Here is a 19,571-nt window from a genome sequence, read left to right on the forward strand (position 1 = left end):
CATAATCGACCTGCTTTGCGGACGGTTTTTATGATCCGCGACAAAAGATCACCACGATTATCGGGAGAAGCCGAATGTCCAGCCAGATCACCCATTACATCAACGGCAAACGTGTCGCCGGGACTTCCGGCCGGACAGCGGCCGTGTTCAACCCGGCCACCGGTCAGCAGAGTGCGACGGTTGACCTTGCATCGAAGGCCGAGGTTCGAAATGCTGTCGAAAGTGCACGTGCGGTAGCCGCGGAATGGGCCAATACCACGCCGCTGCGTCGTGCCCGTATCCTCAATAAATTCCTGGGCATCCTTGAAAGCCGTTCGGAAGAACTGGCGGCGGCCATTACCGCCGAGCATGGCAAGGTGCTTTCGGATGCACTGGGTGAAGTCACCCGCGGGATTGAGGTTGTTGAATTTGCCACCGGCGCGCCGCAGCTTTTGAAGGGCGAATTCACCGAGAATGTCGGTACCAAGGTTGATAGCCATTCGGTGCGTCAGCCGCTTGGTATTGTCGCCGGTATTACGCCGTTCAACTTCCCGGCCATGGTGCCGATGTGGATGTTCCCGGTTGCGCTTGCCTGCGGCAACTGTTTCATCCTGAAACCATCCGAACGTGATCCGTCTGCGTCGCTTCTGCTGGCGGAATGGCTGAGCGAGGCCGGTTTGCCGGACGGCGTTTTCAACGTTGTGCAGGGCGACAAGGAAGCGGTTGATGCGCTTCTGTTTGATCCGGATGTCAGCGCAATCAGCTTTGTCGGTTCGACCCCGATTGCGAAATACATCTATGAAACCGCGACTGCGCAGGGCAAGCGTTGCCAGGCGTTGGGCGGTGCGAAAAACCATATGATCGTGATGCCCGATGCCGATATGGATCAGGCGGTTGATGCCCTGATGGGGGCGGCATATGGGTCGGCTGGCGAACGCTGCATGGCGATTTCGGTTGCGGTGCCGGTGGGCAAGGCGACGGCGGATGCGCTGGTCGAAAAGCTTGTCCCGCGCATTAACGAACTTCGGGTTGCACCGGGGACAGATCCGGCCGCCGAGATGGGGCCGCTTGTGACGGCACAGCATCGCGACAAGGTTGTCGGTTATATCAACAAGGGCGTTGAAGAAGGGGCGAAGCTGGTTGTTGATGGCCGTGACATTCGTTTGCAGGGCTATGAAGACGGCTACTTCGTTGGCGGAACCCTGTTTGACAATGTGACACCCGACATGACGATCTATAAGGAAGAAATTTTCGGGCCGGTCCTGTCAATCGTGCGGACCGATGATTTTGAAACCGCGGCCGATCTTGTTGATAGCCACGAATATGGCAATGGTACCGCGATCTTTACCCGTGATGGCGATACGGCGCGTGAATTTGCCAACCGCACCCAGACCGGCATGGTCGGCATCAATGTGCCGATCCCGGTTCCGATGGCGTTCCATTCATTTGGCGGCTGGAAGGCATCCTTGTTTGGCGATCATCACATGCATGGCATGGAAGGGGTGCGGTTCTATACCCGCCTTAAAACCATCACCTCGCGCTGGCCGACGGGCATTCGCAAGGGCGCCGAATTCGTCATGCCGACGATGAAGTGATTTTCGCAGGATCGTGAAGACATAAGGTGGCAGTCCCGATGGACTGCCACTTTTTTTGATATGTCTTGCTTTACGCCAATGCTTCGCGACTGGCGAGAGAAAGGGCATTGGTATCTTTATCAAGTTCCAGAATTCTGGAGTGAAATTGTTCCAGTGAAGCACGGTGTCCGATGCTGATCAGAATTGTGTCAGGCAGTTCTTCTTTCAGATGGCGGTAGCAGAGGGTTTCCGCGTTTTCATCAAGTGCGGACGTGCTTTCATCAAGGAAGAGAATTTTCGGTTTTCGCAGTACGGCGCGGACAAAGGAGCATCGCTGCTGTTCGCCAATGCTGAGTTTCTTTGACCAGTCGGTTTCGCTATCGAGCTGTTCGATCAGGTGCCCCAGTTCAAACCGTTGCAAAGCATGCGATAAAGCCGGATCATTGTCGGCATCAGCAATTTGCGGATACCAGAGAATATCGCGCAGCCTTCCAAGCGGAAAATAGGGTTTCTGGGCCAGGATAAGAGCGTTTTCGCTGTCGTAAGCCGCACTTCCTGAGGCGTGTTTCCACAAGCCGCAAACAGCACGGATCATTGTGGATTTCCCAAAGCCGGATGGCGCACGGATAAGAAGGCTATCCCCCGGTGTCAGTTGCAGGGAAAAATCGCGCAGAAGCGTTTTTCCGCCATCGGGGAGCCACAGGTTAAGTTTCTTGATCTCGAAAGCATGTGGTTGATGGCGGATATTGACGCCGGAATTGGACGAAAGGGCATCCAGCCTGTTCTGGAAGCCGGTTAATCGGTCGACGACAGATTTCCATTCGGCAATTTGCGGGAAGACCCGGACAAGATATGCCATGGCTTCGTGAACTTCGCCGAAGGCGGCGCTGATCTGGGTCAGGCGGCCAAGGGGAAATGCCCCGGCAAAGAATTGCGGTGCCATGATGAACATTGGGATCACGGTGGCCGTGCGCATATAGAATGTGGAATAGCCAAGCACGATTTTCTGTTTTTTGACCAGTTCCCAGAAGTTCTGAAGGGCGGCCTCCAATCGTGATGCGAAGGTGCGCATTTCGGCTTTTTCGCCACGATATTGCGCAATCGATTCCGCATGTTCGCGAAGGCGCATCAGGGAAAACCGGAAATCAGCTTCGCGGCGTTGCTGCAGGAAATTAAGCCCGGGAAGGGCACGTCCCAGCCAGAATGCCCCACCCGTCCCGGCAATCGAGTAAAGCAATGCAACCCAGACCAGTAGTCCGGGGATGACCAGACTTTCGGTTCCGAATGGTATCGTGACGAGGCCGGATGCGTTCCATAAAATATTGAGGAAAGAGAAGAGCGACACCAAAGCCGTCATCAGCCCTAGACCCAGTTTGAGCGAGATGACGATGAACATGTCGATATCATCGGCAACCCGTTGATCCGGGTTGTCTGTTTCAGGAGAGTCCAGTTGCAAAAGAAGGTATCGTTGATCCTTCAGCCAATCCTGAAGCGTGTTTGTGATTGACCAGCGCAGCCACCGGATCGTCAGTTTTTGTTGAAAGTGAAAAGCTGCGACGGTGAAGGTCGTGAGGGCGACTTGTAACAGGATGAACTGGCCACCACTGATCAGGAAGGCGTCGTAATCCAGAGCCTGCAAGGCGTTATAAAAGTTCAGATTCCAGAAATTGTTCAGGATATTGACCCCGACAAGCCCGAGATTCATGAGGATGGTCGCAGCCAGTAACAACAGAGCAGGGACTTTTTCAGACGATGTCCAGAAAGGGCGCGCAAGTCGCCAGAAGCCCTGCAAAGTATTCATGATGCCTCAACTGATCGGGATAAATCAGATTGAGTTTATAGAGGCAGCTCGTTATGGTCGCAATGCTAATAATACTGATTGGCGTTCTCATTTTTTAGCAGGGGGCTTGCTATGGAATTACCAGACTGGCTTTGCCAAACGTGGCCTCCCATCCGTCAAGTCATCCGGACAGATCATTGCGGCTTTTCTTCCGTCAGGCTGCAGCAGCTTCCACAGGAAGAAATCCTGTTTCCGATGCTTGATCGGTTCGCCTCGGTCTATCCGGTAGCAAAGCGACCGCCCGTCGCGTCCCAGTGGTCGATGAATTACCTTAGTGTTCTGTTCCCGGCGGTATTGGCGGGAATATTGGCCCGAAATTTGGAAATCCGGGTTTGGAAGGGGGATGTCGAACTTTTGCATGATGACGCCCGGCCTGTGGCATTGAAGGTCATGGAACGGCTTCCGTCATTGTCACCCGACCAGATGGCAGGCTATTGGGAGCGCGTGTTAAATGACCATCTGGACCCGCTGTTTGTGACGATTTCTGCATGGGGTGGTGTATCGACCAAGGTGTTGTGGGGGAACGTTATTGCGGTCTGGGACGGGGCGTTTGACAGATTGCGCGATGCGCTGGACCCCGAAACCTTTTCCATGGCTCATCAATGGATGGAGACGCCAGTTGTTGCCGATGGCCGGTTAAAGCTTAGAAGCTTGCAACGTATTGTTGCTTCGCCTGTCCCAGATATTTGTTCAAGCATCCCGTTAAGGAAGCATTGCTGTCTGCATTACCTGCTTCATACGCCGGTTGTCGGAAAGCCGGAAGTTTTATGCGAAGCATGTCCGCGATTACACAGGCAGCCGTTGGCCGCACAGGAAAGCTATCTGCGTTCCATTTACCATGAGCATGGCTGAATTGAGGTGCGACTTATCAGCTCGGTCTGGGTGGTATGTATCTGCATCTTCTGTGTGCTTCTCCTCAAAAAAACTAATTCACTGAAAATACGTGTTTATTGTAGCAAATAATAACTATTGTCATTTGCAATTGGCCGTGCTTAATCATTCGCGACAGATGTTTCAGGGAGCGGGGGAAGGCGGGAAACGGACAGTGTGAACCTTCTGACTTCTTTACCGCAACGCTTGAAAAAATGTGGTTCTGAATGGGAAGCAAGGTAATGCACGTTTTCAGTAAAAACTCTTTGGCGCTGGCGGTGGCTTCCAGCGCGCTGGGTATCACGCCGGTATTTGCGGACGAGGAAGTGCCGCAGGAAGTTATTCAGCTAGAAGAAGTCATCGTCACAGGGGAAAAAATCCAGCGCAGTCAGGACAGGACACTGTCGAGTGTTGCGGTCAGCACCAGCGAGGATATGCGGAAGGAAGGGGCAAAAACCCTTCAGGATGTGCTGAGTGGTACGCCCGGTGTCTATACTCAATCCGGTAACGAAAACTGGGGTATTCGCGGTGTTCCGGTTCAAGGGTTTGACGAACAGGGGGCAGCCGCCCTTAACGGTGCGATTTCGGTTTATGTTGACGATGCGATCCAAAGTAACCGTCTGCTGACGGCCAATCCGCTCTCGGTCTGGGATGTTGAGCAGGTTGAAGTTTATCGCGGAGCGCAATCGACCACACAGGGGCGTAACTCGCTTGCCGGTGCGGTGGTGATGAAAACCAAAGACCCGACATTTACCCCCGAATTCGCCGTGCAGGGAAATCTTGGCCGCTATGGTGAAAAGGGTTCATCGGCACTTGCCAATGGTGCACTGATTGAAGACAGGTTGGCGGGACGGTTGGCCGTCGATTATCAAACCGAGGATGGATACATCAATAACCCGACATTGGGCGATGATGCCAACCCTTTACGGTCAGCCAATGTGCGCGGGAAGCTATTGTTCCTGCCGTCCGATGACGTCGATGTGCTGCTGACGTTTTCACACAATGATCAGCGTGCCGGACTTAATGCGGTTGATGCAAATGACGGTGTGCCAGATTACTTCAATGTGTACGAGAATACCGAAACCTATCACAAGTTTGATCAGAATGCGGTAACGGGCAAGCTCGACTGGTATCTGGATGATGAATGGACATTGACCAGCATCAGTTCGGCGACACTTGTTGATTATAGTGCTGCCCTTGATTTCGACAGGACGCCAACAACGTCGCAGGCGGCTCTTCGCAAGCATGAACAGACCCTTGCCAGTCAGGAAGTTCGGCTTGGTTATGATTATGAAAATCTTACCGGGTTCTTTGGTGCCTATCTTGGCCGGACGACCAGTGATATTGACGACAAGCTTGCCGTAAGCGGGACAACCGTCATGAATGAAAAGGGCAAGGTTGAAATCGACAGTTATGCTCTGTTTGGCGAGGCAAACTGGGAGTTCGTTAATGACTGGACCCTGATTACTGGTCTTCGCTGGGACCATGAGGAAAACCACACCCGGATTGACTACACGGTTGATACGCTTAATTTGGCGACGGACCCTTCTGCAAACGAAAATATCACTTCCAGTGTTTTGCTGCCGAAACTGGGCCTGAGTTATGACGTGACGGAGAACCATCTTGTCGGGGTTACGTGGCAGCGCGGCTATCGCAGTGGGGGGGTGAATCTTCGATCACTTGCCCTTCATACACCTTATGATCCTGAATTTACCGATACTTATGAATTGGCTTGGCGTGGCAATTGGCTGAACCGTCGTTTGCGGACCAATGCTAACATTTATTACACCGACTGGACCGATCAGCAGGTTACGTTCCGTGATAGTAGTGGCAACCGCCAGGTGGCCAATGCGGCTGATAGCCGGATGGCCGGAGCGGAACTTTCGGCGCAATATCTGGTGACATCGCAACTTTCTGTGCATGCCGGTGCGTCTTACAGTGATACTAAGTATAATTCTTTTGTATCGGACGGTGTTGATTATAGCGGCCATGAATTCATGTTTGCGCCGAAATATCAGGCATCGGTTGGGGCCAATTACACCTTTGATAACGGTCTTATGATCGGGACCAATGTTGTCTATCAGGATGACAGCATTTCCAACTTTATCACTAGCGGTTCGACTGTCGTCGGTGAACGGCGTAGCGATCCTGTGACGCTGGTGAATCTGAATGCGGAATATGCCGTTGGCAGCATGACATTTACCGGCTATGTCAAAAACCTGTTTAACGAGCGTTACGTTACAGCCAATCAGAGCGATACAGTCGTCGATGTTGGCGCACCTTTGACTTTCGGGGTGGCAGCGCGTTACGCGTTCTAGAACGTCGTTTTATCTGGGGCGTAGCGCCCAAAATATTTCAGATTTCATCGGGTGGGGAGCATCGGTTTCTCGCCCGATTTTTATTGGTGCCGGCGAGGAAGTTTGGGGAATGCGACCAACGGTTTTGCTTTTCATCTTCTGCTGATCTAATCTTCGAAAAAATAAAAACAAAGTGACCGGGAAGATCGGCGGAGGAATTCAATGAGATCGACTGCAATGGGGGCACCGGATCTGGTTGCACCATCACCTGCATCGCAACCGGATGGTAAGCCAGGGCCGGAATTCGGCCCGTGGCTGGAGAAAGCATCGATCCTGATCGTCGATGACGAGCCGGGGATGCGCAATTTCCTTGTCCGTACATTGGGGCCGCGCGCCAAGCGGGTGGAAGAAGCCGCCGATTGCGAAGAAGCGACCAAGCTTCTCGATCAGCATCATTTCGACGTCGTGATCCTTGATAACATCATGCCGGGCAAGTCCGGGGTTGAGTGGTTGACCGAGCAGCGCGAGATCGGCTTTTTTTCCGATGCCATCCTGATGACGGCCTATGCCGATCTCGATACCGCGATCAAGGCATTGCGGGCCGGTGCGGTTGATTTTGTCCTTAAACCGTTTCGATCCAACCAGATTTTGAATGCGGTAGCGCGATGCCTTGACCGGATGCGGTTGCGGCGTGAAAACCATGTTTTGCGCCATGAATTGCGCGCAACGTCCGATCACGTTCTGTTGCGCGACAAGCTGATTGGCTATTCAGCGCAAATCCAGGAAATCCGCGAAACCATTGCACGGGTGGCCCCCCTTCCGACATCGATCCTGATTTCTGGCGAAAGCGGCACGGGCAAGGAAGTGACCGCACGATCATTACATGCGTTATCTGACCGGGCCGAAAAGCCGTTCGTGCCGATCAATTGTGCCGCCATTCCATCCGAGATGATAGAGGCCGAATTGTTTGGGCACCTGAAAGGGGCCTTTACCGGGGCGCAAACCACGCGCGACGGGCTTTTCATGCATGCGCAGGGTGGTACCCTGTTTCTCGACGAGGTCGGGGAATTGTCGCTGGCGACGCAAAGCAAGCTTTTGCGCGCGATTGAAAGCCGCCGTATCCGCCCGGTGGGATCGGAGCGCGAGGCACCGGTCGATCTGCGGTTTATTTTTGCCACCAATGCCGATCTTGAGGCAGAGGTCGAAGCGGGCCGTTTCCGTGCCGATCTGTTTTACCGGATCAATGTCATGCATATCGCCATGCCGCCCCTGCGCGAGCGCGGGGATGACGTGCTTGAACTCGCCAGCCTGTTTATGAGCAAACTGTCCAAGCAGCTTGGGGTGCCGCAAGTCGCGATGGATGGGGCGGTGCGTGCCGGATTGACGCGATATGACTGGCCCGGCAATGTGCGCGAATTGCGCAACCTTGTGGAACGCACCCTGATCCTTGGGCGGTTCCCGGCAGAATTCCGCGACGAGCAGGCTGGGATGGATGGCCATACCGATCAGGACGAGACGCTGGAGGAAATGGAACGGCGTCACATCATGGCGATGGTGCACAAGACCGGCGGCAATCGCAATGAAGCCGCGCGGCGTCTGGGGATATCGCGCAAGACGATTGACCGCAAATTTGCCGATTGGGCCGATTGATGCCGTGGCGGAGCCGCCGTACCAAACGCACCCGGTCCGTGCGATTCAAACTGCTGGCGATTGCGTTATTGCCGACACTGGTCATTTTGCCATTGCTTCTTGGCGTGATGATGGTGCGCTGGAACAGCAAGTTTGACGCGCTTTTGACATCGAAGGTCAATGGCGACCTGACGATTGCCCATCAATATTTTACCCATATTCTGGAAACCACTGGCGAGCAGATCGAGGCGCTTGGCCAGTCGGTGACATTTCGCGATGTGCTGGCATCGGGGGATCGGGCGCGGATTGATGATCTGCTGGCCACAAAGCAGGCCGAGCTTGGCCTTGATTTCCTGTATATCGCCAATCGGCAGGGGCTTGTTTCAGGAGCGGCACCGAGGCAGGCCAACCCGCGGCTTGATGCAGACTGGCCGGTGATTTCAACCGCCCTTTCGGGGGCGTCCTTGACCGGGGTGGATATATTCGAGAATGTCGATCTGGCGGCGATTTCGCCCGGTCTGGCGGCGCGCGCAAGGCTTGATCTGGTGCCGACACCCAACGCGGTGCCCACCACGCGCGATGCGGAAACGCGCGGCATGGTGGTGCATTCGGCAAGCCATGTATCCCTGCCGATGGAGGGCGCAGAGGGGATAGACGGCGCACTGGTTGGCGGCATATTGTTGAACCAGAACCTTGTCTTTATCGACACGATCAATGATCTGGTTTACCGCAAAGGCAGTCTTCCCGAAGGCAGCCAGGGCACGGCGACCCTGTTTCTCGACGATGTGCGGATCAGCACCAATGTGCGGCTGTTTGAAGGGCGGCGCGCGCTTGGCACACGGGTATCGGCGGCGGTGCGCCAGAATGTTCTGGAAGACGGCAAGGTGTGGCTCGATAGCGCGTTTGTCGTCAATGACTGGTATATTTCAGCCTATGAGCCGATTACCGACAGTTTTGGCAAGCGGGTCGGGATGCTGTATGTCGGGTTCCTTGAAGCTCCGTTTGCCCAGACGAAATATGAAAGCCTGCTGATTATCATTGCGGCGTTTCTGTTTGTCGCGACGCTGAGCGTTCCGATCTTCCTGCGTTGGGCGCGCGGCATTTTCAAGCCGCTTGAACGCATGACCCAGACGATTGCCCGGGTAGAAAGCGGCGACTTTGGCGCGCGGACCAATATCGATCAGGTGCAGGATGAAATATCGCTGGTGGCGGAACATCTTGATGATCTGCTTGATCAGGTGCAGGAACGAGACAAACGTTTGCGTGCCTGGAACGAGGAACTGAATGCGCGTGTTGATGCGCGCACCAGTGAACTTCGCGAAGCCAACCGCCAGCTTGAAGCCACGACCAAGCAATTGATCATGTCCGAAAAGCTGGCGGCAATTGGTGAAATCACGGCGGGTGTCGCGCATGAGATCAACAATCCGGTCGCTGTGCTTCAGGGGAACCTTGATGTGGTGCGGGATCTGCTGGGTGAAAATGTGCGGCTGGCGGAAACCGAATTCCGTTTGATCGACGAACAGGTCAGCCGCATCAATCTGATTGTCACCAAGCTTTTGCAATTTGCCAAACCCGAAGAATATGCCGGATTTGTCGAGCGCCATTCGCCGGGCGAGGTGATTGGTGATTGCCTGCCACTGGTGCAGCATCTGTTGAACAAGGCCGATATCGAGGTATCACGTGAAAGCCTAGCCACGCGGCTTATCCTGATGAACCGGACGGAATTGCAGCAGGTGCTGGTCAATCTGATGGTCAATGCGCTGCATGCGATGCCCGGCAGCGGTACCCTAACCCTGATTGACGAGGATTTTGATCAGAAAGGAAAACCCGGCATTCGCATTTCGATCCGCGATACGGGTACGGGCATGTCGCCCGAAATACTGGGCCGTATTTTCGACCCGTTCTACACGACCAAGCGCCGTGAAGGTACGGGGTTGGGGTTGTCGATCAGTAAAACCCTGATTGACCGGCAGGGCGGAACCATGACGGTTGAAAGCGAGCCAGGCAAAGGAACGTTATTCACCATCTGGTTGCCCGAGGCGGACTGATTATCCCGTCAGGGATTGGACATTTTGTCCGGATGGTGCATTGCACAGTAAAAATTTGTTGGACATTTTGTCCATGCGCGTGCGCCGCAATATGATGATTGTCTTTCCAAAACTTCCAGAAAATCAGGCAACAGACTGAATGGCATAGCAATTGCGACGCTGTGTTTTCCGGGTCTTACCGATATGGCCATGCAGCATTCATCCGAAATTGGGGGGATGGGGCCACCGGATGAACATAATACCGGGAGGAAAAACACAAATGTTTGATCGCCTTAAAAAAGAACATATCGTCGCAAGGGACGATTTCAACCGCTGGAAAGTCCCGCCAGCATCCATTGCCATCCATCTTTGCATCGGCTCGGTCTATGCTTGGTCGATTTTCAACCCGCCTTTGGTCAAGGAATTCGGTGTTGTTGCCGCAAGTTCCGGTGACTGGGGGCTGCAATCTGTCGTCTGGATTTTCTCGGTTGCGATTGTCTGCCTTGGTCTTGCGGCGGCATTCGGTGGCAAGTGGCTTGAAGAAGTCGGTCCACGTATGGTTGGCGTTGTTGCTGCCTGCTGCTGGGGCGGGGGCTTCATTATTGGTGGTCTTGGCATTGCCAGCCATCAGCTTTGGCTGGTTTATCTTGGTTACGGTGTGATTGGCGGGGCCGGTCTTGGTCTTGGCTATGTATCGCCGGTTTCAACGCTGATCCGCTGGTTCCCGGACCGGCGCGGTATGGCAACCGGTATGGCCATCATGGGCTTTGGCGGGGGAGCGATGATCGCAACACCGATCAAGGAGGGTTTGCTTTCATTCTTCTACAAGGTGCCGGAATATCTTGGCCCGGAAAGTGCTGTTAACCTGGTGACCGAAGGCGGCAAACGCATGGCCGAAGTCGGTGGCCAGATGGTCGAAGTCGTGATTGCAGGTGCAGCCCAGGTGGCATCGGCGCCGGTTCCGATCGAGGAAGGTGTTTATGTTGCGGGTACCGGTAATACCGGTGCATCGGCAACCTTCATCACGCTTGGTGTGGCCTATTTCATTGTCATGATCATTGCGGCATTCTCGTATCGTGTCCCGCGTGAAGGCTGGCTGCCGGCAGGCTGGACACCGCCAACGGGCGAAGAAGCCTCCAAGCGGATGATCACCCAGAAAAACGTCCATATCGATCAGGCACTTAAAACCCCGCAATTCTACATGCTGTGGATCGTTCTGTGCTTTAACGTGACGGCGGGTATCGGGGTAATTGGTGTTGCCAAAACCATGATGACGGAAATCTTTGGCAGCACGCTGCCGCTGATTGTCAATTCCGGTTTTGCTGCGACCTATGTCTTCATGATTTCGGTCTTTAACATGTGCGGCCGGTTCTTCTGGGCATCGACCTCGGACTATATCGGGCGCAAGAACACCTATTACTGCTTCTTCATTCTTGGCATCATCCTTTATCTGTCGATCCCATATGCTGCGGGGCAGGTCAGTGTGAACCCGGTCGTTACGTGGCTTGTGATGTTCTATGGCGCAACCATGATCATTTTCACCATGTATGGCGGCGGTTTTGCGACCATTCCGGCCTATCTTGCCGATGTTTTCGGTACCAAATATGTCGGTGGCATCCATGGCCGTCTTCTGACCGCATGGAGTGTTGCGGGCGTGCTAGGGCCGGTTGCCATCACCCAGTTGCGTCAGACCTCGGTCGGGAACTCGGTCAAGGAACTGGCGGCCAAGATTGATCCGGCAGCGTTTCAGGCAAAGTTCGGTGCCGGTATGGATCAGCTTGATCAGCTGATTGCTGCCAAAACCGTTACCATTGGCCGTCTGATGGAAATCGCCCCTGCCGGGACGGTTGATCCGACGCCGAGCCTTTATAACACCACCATGTATGCCATGGCGGCCCTGCTGGTGATTGGCCTGATTGCCAACGCACTGGTCAAGCCTATCCATGACAAGCATTACATGGAAACCGCGGCCGAGCCTGCAAAGCCGACACCGTCTGGCCGCGAGGCAACGTCCGAAGCGTAGTACCAAACCCCGGAGCCGGTCGGCTTAACTCCGACCGGCGCCAAAGGGTCCGGGTATGTCTGTCTGTCCCCGGACCCGTCTGGACATGAAAGTGCATCAATGTCATGTCCGCTCCTGTTGCAGGATTAACCCCTCGGTTTTTATGGCCTTTCGGGTTATCCTGCGATCAGGACATCCGCCCCGTAAATGGTGTCCATCAATCACATAAAGTGCGCCACCATATTGGGGTTTTCCCGAAAGGCGCCGGATACGCCATGATCGATAAACTCGAAATGTTTATGGTGCTTGCCCGCGAGCAGCATTTTGGTCACGCCGCCGAGGAATGCGGTGTGACACAGCCAACCCTTTCCAGTGCCCTGCGCCAGCTTGAAGACCATTTGGGGGTGGTGCTTGTGCGGCGCGGCTCACGGTATCAGGGGTTAACGCCCGAAGGTGAACGGGTTCTGGAATGGGCGCGTCATATTGTCGGCAGTTCGCGGTCAATGCGCGATGAAATGCGTGCCATGCGCTTTGGGCTGACCGGACAGGTGCAGATTGCGGTGATCCCTACGGCACTTTCGATGGTGCATGAATTGACGACCCCGTTTCGCGAAAAGCATCCGGATGTGACCTTTGCGGTATTGTCGCGGACATCGACTGAAATACAGGCATTGCTTGATAATCTTCAAATCGATGTCGGCATTACCTATCTGGATAACGAGCCGCTTGGCCGGGTGACATCGATCCCGCTTTATTATGAACGCTATCACCTTGTGACGTCGAATTTCGATGATATCGGGGACCGCGAAAGCATCACCTGGCGGGAGGCGGCAGAGTTTCCGTTATGTTTGCTGACACCCGATATGCAGAACCGGCGGATTATCAATCAGCATCTGACCGAGGCAGGCGCGCGCGTTAGTCCGACGCTTGAAAGTGATTCGATGATTGCCCTGTTTACCCACGTTCATACGGGGAACTGGGCCAGCATCATGCCGGTCAAGATGGTCAAGGAATTCAGCATGCGTGATCGGGTCAAATCGATCCCGATTGTCGATCCCGATGCATCGCATCTGGTGGGTATGATTGCGGCGAAGCGCGAGCCGGCGACACCGGTTGTGTCCGCATTGCTGAAAGAGGCCAAACAGATTTCGGAACTTGAACTGGCCTGATAGCGGCTTGATAGGTTTTCGCTATCGCGTAACGGGATGCCTTTATTGAACCGGCGGCGGCAATCACCGACACTGGCTGGAATAACAAATAATTCAATAGACTGCTAAGTGAGAGAGGCTTGCATGTCTTTAACCGAGACGACCGAGGAAATATCCATCCGCGTCGGCACCATCTGTGATGGGCTGTCCGGACTTGAAGGCCCGCTTTTGCCGATCCTGCATGAGGTGCAGGAAGAATTCGGCTTTATTCCCGAAGGCGCGCTTCAGACCATTGCCAAAAAACTGAACCTTAGCCGGGCAGAAGTCCACGGGGTTGCCAGTTTCTATCATGACTTCCGGGAAGGAAAGCCGGGCAAACATGTGATCAAAATCTGCCGTGCCGAGGCCTGTCAGGCGATGGGGGCCGATGATGTCGGTGACCATGCACGGCGCAAACTGAAAGTCGACTGGTCGGAAACGACCAGCGACAAGAATGTGACGCTGGAGCCGGTCTTCTGCCTTGGGCTTTGTGCCTGCGCACCGGCGGCCATGGTTGATGGCAAGGTTGTCGGCCGGGTAAACAAGGATCGTCTTGATCGCATCCTGAGCGAGGTGGGATCATGACAGTCAAGATTTACGTCCCGCTTGATTCCGGTTCTGTTGCCCTTGGTGCGGACGACGTGGCAAAGGCGATTTCCGCCGAAGCGATCAAACGCGGTGAAGATGTCCAGATCGTGCGTAACGGTTCGTTTGGCATGTACTGGCTGGAGCCGATGGTCGAGGTCGAAACATCGCGCGGGCGTCTGGCTTATGGCCCAATTGCGGTCGAGGATGTCGACAGCCTGTTTGACGCCGGTTTCCTGAACGGTAGTGATCATAAACGTTTCCTTGGCCACACGCAGGATATCCCGTTCCTGAAGGCGCAGACGCGCCTGACCTTCCAGCGGTGCGGCATTATTGATCCCGTGTCGCTTGACGATTACCGTGCCAATGACGGACTCAAGGGGCTTGAAAATGCCCTTGGGATGACGTCCGAGGATATCGTCAAGGCGGTTACGGATTCAGGCCTTCGCGGTCGCGGTGGTGCCGGTTTCCCGACGGGTATCAAATGGAATACCGTGCGTCAGGCGCCTGGTGATCAGAAATACATCGTCTGTAATGCCGACGAAGGCGACAGCGGCACGTTTGCTGATCGCATGATCATGGAGGGCGAGCCGTTTGTCCTGATCGAAGGGATGATCATTGCCGGTCTCGCGACCGGGGCGACCAAGGGATATGTCTATACCCGGTCGGAATATCCCGATGCGATCCGCATCATGAACGAAGCGATAGAAGTCGCACGAGCAAACAAACTGCTGGGGCCCAAGGTTCTGGGATCGGATTACACGTTCGACATGGAAGTCCGCATGGGGGCGGGGGCCTATGTCTGCGGCGAGGAAACCTCGCTTTTGAACAGTATGGAAGGCAAGCGGGGCGTTGTCCGCGCCAAGCCACCCCTTCCGGCCCTTGAGGGCTTTATGGGGCGGCCGACGGTTGTTAACAACGTTATCTCGTTGTGCTCGGTGCCGGTGATCCTTGAAAAGGGTGCGGAATATTACCGTGATTTCGGCATGGGCCGTTCGCGCGGGACCATTCCGATCCAGATCGCGGGCAATGTCAAACATGGCGGCCTTTATGAAACGGCGTTTGGCCTGACACTTGGTGAAATCGTTGATCAGATCGGCGGTGGCACGGCAAGCGGCCGCCCGGTCAAGGCGGTTCAGGTCGGTGGTCCGCTGGGCGCGTATTTCCCGCGCGAACTGTTTGAGACACCATTTGATTACGAGGCATTCGCCAAGGCGGATGGCCTGATCGGTCATGCCGGTGTCGTCGTGTTTGACGACAGTGTCGACATGATGAAACAGGCCCGTTTTGCCATGGAATTCTGTGCGATTGAATCGTGTGGAAAATGCACGCCATGCCGCATCGGGTCAACACGCGGCACCGAAGTTGTCGACAAGATCGCACGCGGTGAAGATCCCGAAATGCAGAAGGAACTTCTGGCCGACCTGTGTGAAACGATGAAGTTCGGGTCGCTATGCGCGCTGGGCGGGTTTACCCCCTATCCGGTGATGAGCGCACTGACCCATTTCCCTGATGATTTCAAGCCCCATGCGCTTGATATAGCCGCGGAGTGAGAACGATGTCCTTGGTAAAAGAAGTCGACTACGGAACCCCCGCCGCCAAATCCGAAAAGACCGTGACGATCAATGTTGACGGATTTGATGTGACCGTGCCCGAAGGCACGTCGATCATGCGGGCCTCGATGGAGGCGGGTATTCAGGTACCGAAACTGTGCGCAACCGATATGGTCGATGCGTTTGGTTCGTGCCGCCTGTGTCTGGTCGAAATCGAAGGTCGCAACGGCACCCCGTCATCCTGCACGACCCCGGTCGCGGATGGCATGGTGGTCCATACCCAGACCGAACGGCTCAAGAAAATCCGCAAAGGTGTTATGGAACTTTATATTTCCGATCACCCGCTGGATTGCCTGACCTGTGCGGCGAATGGCGATTGTGAACTGCAGGATATGGCCGGTGCGGTTGGCCTGCGCGATGTGCGTTATGGTTATGATGGGGGCAACCACGTCAAGACCCGCCAGAATGGCGAAGAAAACCCGCGTTACATGGCCAAAGACGAGAGCAACCCGTATTTCACCTATGACCCGTCGAAATGTATCGTCTGTTCACGTTGTGTGCGGGCATGCGAGGAAGTGCAGGGAACCTTTGCCCTGACGATTGAGGGACGCGGTTTTGAAAGCCGGGTGTCGCCGGGCATGCACGAAAACTTCCTGGATTCAGAATGCGTGTCGTGCGGTGCCTGTGTTCAGGCCTGCCCGACGGCGACGCTTCAGGAAAAATCGGTGATCGAAATCGGTCAGCCGGAACATTCGGTCGTGACCACATGTGCCTATTGCGGGGTTGGCTGTTCGTTCAAGGCGGAAATGCGTGGTGATGAGCTGGTGCGCATGGTGCCGTACAAGGATGGCAAGGCCAATCGCGGGCATTCATGCGTCAAGGGACGGTTTGCCTATGGCTATGCCAGCCACAAGGACCGTATCCTCAACCCGATGATCCGCGAAAACACATCCGATCCGTGGCGCGAAGTCAGTTGGGAAGAAGCCCTTCGTTACACCGCCGATAAATTCCGTTCCATTCAGGAAAAATACGGCAAGGCCGCGATTGGCGGGATCACGTCATCGCGCTGCACGAACGAGGAAACCTTCCTTGTGCAGAAGCTGATCCGGGCCGGGTTTGGCAATAACAACGTTGATACCTGTGCACGTGTCTGCCATTCGCCGACCGGCTATGGCCTTAAGACCACATTCGGGACATCGGCTGGGACGCAGGATTTTGACAGTGTCGAGCACACAGATGTCGTGATCCTGATCGGGGCCAACCCGACGGACGGGCACCCTGTTTTTGCATCGCGCCTCAAAAAGCGGCTGCGTCAGGGGGCAGAACTGATCGTGATTGATCCGCGTCGTATTGATCTGGTGCGCACGCCGCATATCAAGGCCGCAGTTCATCTGGCATTGCGTCCGGGCACCAATGTTGCGGTTCTGACGTCGCTTGCACATGTGATCGTGACCGAAGGCCTGTTTGACGAGGCGTTCATTCGCGAACGGTGCGATTGGGACGAGTTCCAGGATTGGGCAGCCTTTGTATCCGATCCGCAAAACAGCCCGGAAGAAGTCGAACGCCAGTCCGGCGTTCCAGCAGAAACCCTTCGGAAGGCAGCGCGTATTTTTGCCCGCGGCGGCAATGGCGCTATTTATTACGGACTTGGCGTGACCGAGCACAGCCAAGGGTCGACTACCGTGATGGCGATTGCCAACCTTGCGATGGCGACGGGCAATATCGGACGTCCGGGCGTAGGGGTTAACCCGCTTCGCGGGCAGAATAATGTGCAGGGTTCGTGCGATATGGGATCGTTCCCGCACGAACTGCCGGGCTATCGTCATATTGCCGATGATGCGACGCGTGATGTGTTTGAAAAAATCTGGGGCGTCAAACTGGATGACGAACCGGGTCTTCGCATTCCGAACATGCTTGATGCTGCCGTCGAAGGCACATTCAAGGGTATCTATATTCAGGGTGAAGACATCCTGCAATCGGACCCGGATACCAAACATGTTGCTGCCGGTCTTGCCGCGATGGAATGCGTTGTGGTCCATGACCTGTTTTTGAACGAAACGGCAAATCATGCGCATGTGTTCCTGCCCGGTTCGACCTTCCTTGAGAAGGATGGGACATTTACCAATGCCGAACGTCGTATCAACCGTGTTCGCAAGGTGATGAGCCCGAAAAACGGCTTTGCCGACTGGGAAGTCACGCAAAACCTTGCCCGTGCGATGGGACTTGATTGGAACTATACCCATCCGTCGCAGGTGATGGATGAAATCGCACGGACCACACCAAGCTTCGCTGGGGTCAGTTATGACCTTCTGGAACGCGAGGGTTCTATACAGTGGCCGTGCAACGAGAAGGCCCCGCTGGGCACCCCGGTCATGCATATCGATGGCTTCGTGCGCGGCAAGGGCAAGTTTGTTGTGACCGAATATGTCGCAACCGATGAACGTACCGGTCCGCGCTTCCCGCTGTTGCTGACGACGGGACGTATTCTTTCGCAATACAATGTCGGGGCGCAGACCCGTCGGACGGCCAACAGCGCATGGCATAAGGAAGACCTGCTTGAAATCCATCCCCATGATGCCGAACAGCGGGGCATTCGTGAAGGGGACTGGATCCGTCTGGCATCGCGGTCGGGTGAAACGTCGCTTCGCGCGACGATCACGGACCGTGTTGCCCCCGGTGTGGTTTATACGACCTTCCACCATCCGGGCACACAGGCTAACGTGATCACCACCGATTATACCGACTGGGCAACCAACTGCCCGGAATACAAGGTTACCGCCGTTCAGGTTACGCCCAGCAACGGGCCGACCGAATGGCAGGTGGAATATGACAAGCAGGCCGAACAGGCGCGCCGGATACTTCCGCGTGTTGATGCGGCCGAATAGGTGCGAAACATTGCCCGGCTTCATGATAGGATATCATCATGAAACCGGGCGTTTTCGTCCGTAAATCAAGAATTCTGGCGGGAGTTTAAACGCCAATGGCACCTGACAAACTCGTCTATATGGCCAATCAGATCGCGACTTTTTTCAAATCCAAACCCCATGCCGAAGGCGTGGCTGGTGTGGCGGGGCATATCAGCGATTTCTGGGAACCACGGATGCGCAAGCAGCTTTTTGACATGATTGAAAGCGGTCATGAGGGCTTTCACCCGCTGGTGATCGAAGCCGCACCATCGATTCGCAAGGTCAAACAACCGGCGTGACAGCAGAAATGACATCAGCAAACCGCATCATTGATGGTCGTGACCATGACCCGGCGCGTGCCGTTGTGCGCGGCGATGGCGGTGATGATGCGCCGATTATTCTGCAGCCAGAAATTCCGGCTGCCCTGACATTCAACGGTAAATCCCATGCCGTGATGATGGTATCACCCCACGATCTTGAAGATTTCATGATCGGTTTTGCCCTGTCCGAAGGCATTGCGGATCATGCGGGCCAGATCCGTTTGCGTGATGTACGCAAAACCCTGCAGGGATATGTGATCGAGGCGGACCTGGACGAAGACATTCTTGACCGGCTTGAAGTCCGTCAACGCACCCTTGAAGGGCGTTCAGGATGCGGGCTCTGCGGAGTGCAATCGCTTGATACGGTTGCGATGGACAAGATCGGCACCGTCGTGCCGGGTAATATGCCGCAGGATGTTGTTTTGCGCGCGATTGATGCCCTTCCCGATCATCAGACACGCAACCGCGAAGGTGGTGGGCTTTTGCATGCCAGTGCCTTTGTTGATGCGACCGGCACCATTCGCATCGTGCGCGAAGATATCGGACGGCATAATGCACTGGACAAGGTGCTGGGGGCAGTGGCCCGTGAAGGCCTTGATAAAACGGGTGGGTTTATCCTGATGACCAGCCGCTGTTCCTATGAAATCGTCACCAAAACCGTGCAATGCGGAGTGGGCGGGCTTGTGACCCTTTCGGGACCGACATTAACTGCGGTCAATCTGGCGCGGCAGGCGGGATTGACGATGATTTGCCGCGAACGGCGCGGGTTGTTCCGGCGTTTTGCCTGAGCCCGATCGGTGCG

The 19,571-nt window shown here is 55.1% G+C and carries 13 protein-coding genes; 12 read left to right on the forward strand and 1 reads right to left on the reverse strand.

Translation table 11 applies throughout. From position 1 onward, the window contains the following. Positions 1 to 74: 74 nt before the first annotated feature. Positions 75 to 1,574 carry a CoA-acylating methylmalonate-semialdehyde dehydrogenase gene (locus AUP42_RS21040; RefSeq protein WP_062953560.1) on the forward strand — a complete coding sequence of 500 codons (1,500 nt, stop codon included), beginning with the start codon at positions 75 to 77 and terminating at the stop codon, positions 1,572 to 1,574. Positions 1,575 to 1,644: 70 nt separating this feature from the next. Here AUP42_RS21040 and AUP42_RS21045 read toward each other — a convergent pair whose 3' ends face one another. After that, complete coding sequence (locus AUP42_RS21045; RefSeq protein WP_062953561.1) at positions 1,645 to 3,354, reverse strand: ABC transporter ATP-binding protein/permease; 1,710 nt, start codon at positions 3,352 to 3,354, stop codon at positions 1,645 to 1,647. Positions 3,355 to 3,588: 234 nt separating this feature from the next. On the opposite strand from AUP42_RS21045, the gene fhuF reads away from it, so the two are divergent. From fhuF to fdhD, 11 genes are all read left to right on the forward strand, one after another. Further along, positions 3,589 to 4,245 (forward strand): siderophore-iron reductase FhuF, encoded by a 657-nt coding sequence (gene fhuF, locus AUP42_RS21050; RefSeq protein ID WP_062953562.1) that lies wholly within the window; start codon positions 3,589 to 3,591, stop codon positions 4,243 to 4,245. Positions 4,246 to 4,505: 260 nt separating this feature from the next. After that, entirely contained in the window at positions 4,506 to 6,581 is a 2,076-nt protein-coding gene (locus AUP42_RS21055) for a TonB-dependent receptor (protein ID WP_062953563.1), read from the forward strand. A 201-nt stretch (positions 6,582 to 6,782) separates the two neighbouring features. Further along, positions 6,783 to 8,210 carry a sigma-54-dependent transcriptional regulator gene (locus tag AUP42_RS21060; RefSeq protein ID WP_082824890.1) on the forward strand — a complete coding sequence of 476 codons (1,428 nt, stop codon included), beginning with the start codon at positions 6,783 to 6,785 and terminating at the stop codon, positions 8,208 to 8,210. After that, positions 8,210 to 10,237: a sensor histidine kinase gene (locus AUP42_RS21065; RefSeq protein WP_062953565.1), complete on the forward strand. Its 2,028-nt coding sequence runs from the start codon at positions 8,210 to 8,212 to the stop codon at positions 10,235 to 10,237. Before AUP42_RS21060 ends, AUP42_RS21065 begins: the two co-directional genes overlap by 1 nt. Positions 10,238 to 10,496: 259 nt before the next feature. Beyond that, on the forward strand, positions 10,497 to 12,239 hold the full coding sequence (locus tag AUP42_RS21070; RefSeq protein ID WP_156484674.1) for an OFA family MFS transporter: 1,743 nt from the start codon (positions 10,497 to 10,499) through the stop codon (positions 12,237 to 12,239). Positions 12,240 to 12,493: 254 nt separating this feature from the next. Then, positions 12,494 to 13,387 carry a LysR family transcriptional regulator gene (locus AUP42_RS21075; protein WP_062953567.1) on the forward strand — a complete coding sequence of 298 codons (894 nt, stop codon included), beginning with the start codon at positions 12,494 to 12,496 and terminating at the stop codon, positions 13,385 to 13,387. A gap of 123 nt (positions 13,388 to 13,510) precedes the next feature. Continuing rightward, the gene (locus AUP42_RS21080; RefSeq protein ID WP_062953568.1) at positions 13,511 to 13,990 is read left to right on the forward strand and encodes a formate dehydrogenase subunit gamma; all 480 of its coding nucleotides are present in this window, start codon (positions 13,511 to 13,513) and stop codon (positions 13,988 to 13,990) included. Then, the gene (locus AUP42_RS21085) at positions 13,987 to 15,543 is read left to right on the forward strand and encodes a formate dehydrogenase beta subunit (protein ID WP_062953569.1); all 1,557 of its coding nucleotides are present in this window, start codon (positions 13,987 to 13,989) and stop codon (positions 15,541 to 15,543) included. The genes AUP42_RS21080 and AUP42_RS21085 overlap by 4 nt, the downstream gene beginning before the upstream one ends. A gap of 5 nt (positions 15,544 to 15,548) precedes the next feature. Beyond that, a complete protein-coding gene (gene fdhF / locus AUP42_RS21090; RefSeq protein WP_062953570.1) occupies positions 15,549 to 18,428 on the forward strand; it encodes a formate dehydrogenase subunit alpha in 2,880 nt (959 codons plus the stop codon). Positions 18,429 to 18,523: 95 nt separating this feature from the next. Then, entirely contained in the window at positions 18,524 to 18,748 is a 225-nt protein-coding gene (locus AUP42_RS21095) for a formate dehydrogenase subunit delta (RefSeq protein ID WP_062953571.1), read from the forward strand. A gap of 8 nt (positions 18,749 to 18,756) precedes the next feature. Further along, on the forward strand, positions 18,757 to 19,557 hold the full coding sequence (gene fdhD, locus AUP42_RS21100) for a formate dehydrogenase accessory sulfurtransferase FdhD (RefSeq protein ID WP_062953572.1): 801 nt from the start codon (positions 18,757 to 18,759) through the stop codon (positions 19,555 to 19,557). Positions 19,558 to 19,571 lie beyond the last annotated feature (14 nt).

The sequence above is a fragment of the Thalassospira lucentensis genome (assembly GCF_001613805.1).
Taxonomy (GTDB): domain Bacteria; phylum Pseudomonadota; class Alphaproteobacteria; order Rhodospirillales; family Thalassospiraceae; genus Thalassospira; species Thalassospira lucentensis_A.

Excerpts from the sequence above, each read along its gene's own strand:
- AUP42_RS21085 (WP_062953569.1), top strand. The coding sequence starts at position 13,987 with ATGACAGTCAAGATTTACGTCCCGCTTGATTCCGGTTCTGTTGCCCTT.
- AUP42_RS21065 (WP_062953565.1), top strand. The coding sequence starts at position 8,210 with ATGCCGTGGCGGAGCCGCCGTACCAAACGCACCCGGTCCGTGCGATTC.
- AUP42_RS21045 (WP_062953561.1), bottom strand. The coding sequence starts at position 3,354 with ATGAATACTTTGCAGGGCTTCTGGCGACTTGCGCGCCCTTTCTGGACA.
- AUP42_RS21095 (WP_062953571.1), top strand. The coding sequence starts at position 18,524 with ATGGCACCTGACAAACTCGTCTATATGGCCAATCAGATCGCGACTTTT.
- AUP42_RS21060 (WP_082824890.1), top strand. The coding sequence starts at position 6,783 with ATGAGATCGACTGCAATGGGGGCACCGGATCTGGTTGCACCATCACCT.
- fdhF (WP_062953570.1), top strand. The coding sequence starts at position 15,549 with ATGTCCTTGGTAAAAGAAGTCGACTACGGAACCCCCGCCGCCAAATCC.
- AUP42_RS21070 (WP_156484674.1), top strand. The coding sequence starts at position 10,497 with ATGTTTGATCGCCTTAAAAAAGAACATATCGTCGCAAGGGACGATTTC.
- AUP42_RS21040 (WP_062953560.1), top strand. The coding sequence starts at position 75 with ATGTCCAGCCAGATCACCCATTACATCAACGGCAAACGTGTCGCCGGG.
- fdhD (WP_062953572.1), top strand. The coding sequence starts at position 18,757 with ATGACATCAGCAAACCGCATCATTGATGGTCGTGACCATGACCCGGCG.
- AUP42_RS21080 (WP_062953568.1), top strand. The coding sequence starts at position 13,511 with ATGTCTTTAACCGAGACGACCGAGGAAATATCCATCCGCGTCGGCACC.
- AUP42_RS21075 (WP_062953567.1), top strand. The coding sequence starts at position 12,494 with ATGATCGATAAACTCGAAATGTTTATGGTGCTTGCCCGCGAGCAGCAT.
- fhuF (WP_062953562.1), top strand. The coding sequence starts at position 3,589 with ATGCTTGATCGGTTCGCCTCGGTCTATCCGGTAGCAAAGCGACCGCCC.
- AUP42_RS21055 (WP_062953563.1), top strand. The coding sequence starts at position 4,506 with ATGCACGTTTTCAGTAAAAACTCTTTGGCGCTGGCGGTGGCTTCCAGC.